At 71.6% G+C, this 387-nt stretch carries 1 protein-coding gene; it reads left to right on the top strand.

Translation table 11 applies throughout. The features are described 5' to 3' along the window. A partial coding sequence (locus ACODT0_RS42455) for an AMP-binding protein (protein ID WP_489044058.1) occupies positions 1-387 on the top strand: 387 nt, incomplete at both ends.

The raw sequence follows: 387 nt of genomic DNA on the forward strand, positions 1-387 counted from the left end.
GCGAGCACCTGGCGTACGTGATCTACACCTCGGGCTCCACCGGGCGGCCCAAGGGCGCGGCCAACCGCCACCGGTCGCTGTTCAACCGGCTGGCCTGGATGCAGCAGGCCTACGCGCTGGAGGCCACGGACACGGTTCTGCAGAAGACGCCGTTCAGCTTCGACGTGTCGGTGTGGGAGTTCCTGTGGCCGCTGATGCAGGGCGCGCGCCTGGCGGTGGCGGCCCCGGGGGATCATCGCGACCCCGAGCGGCTGGTGCAGCTGATCCGGCGGCACGCGGTGAGCACGCTGCACTTCGTGCCCTCGATGCTGCAGGCCTTCCTCGCGCACCGCGGGGTGGAGGCGTGCACGAGCGTGCGGCGCATCGTGTGCAGCGGGGAGGCCTTGC

This window comes from Variovorax sp. FG153 (assembly GCF_057809595.1).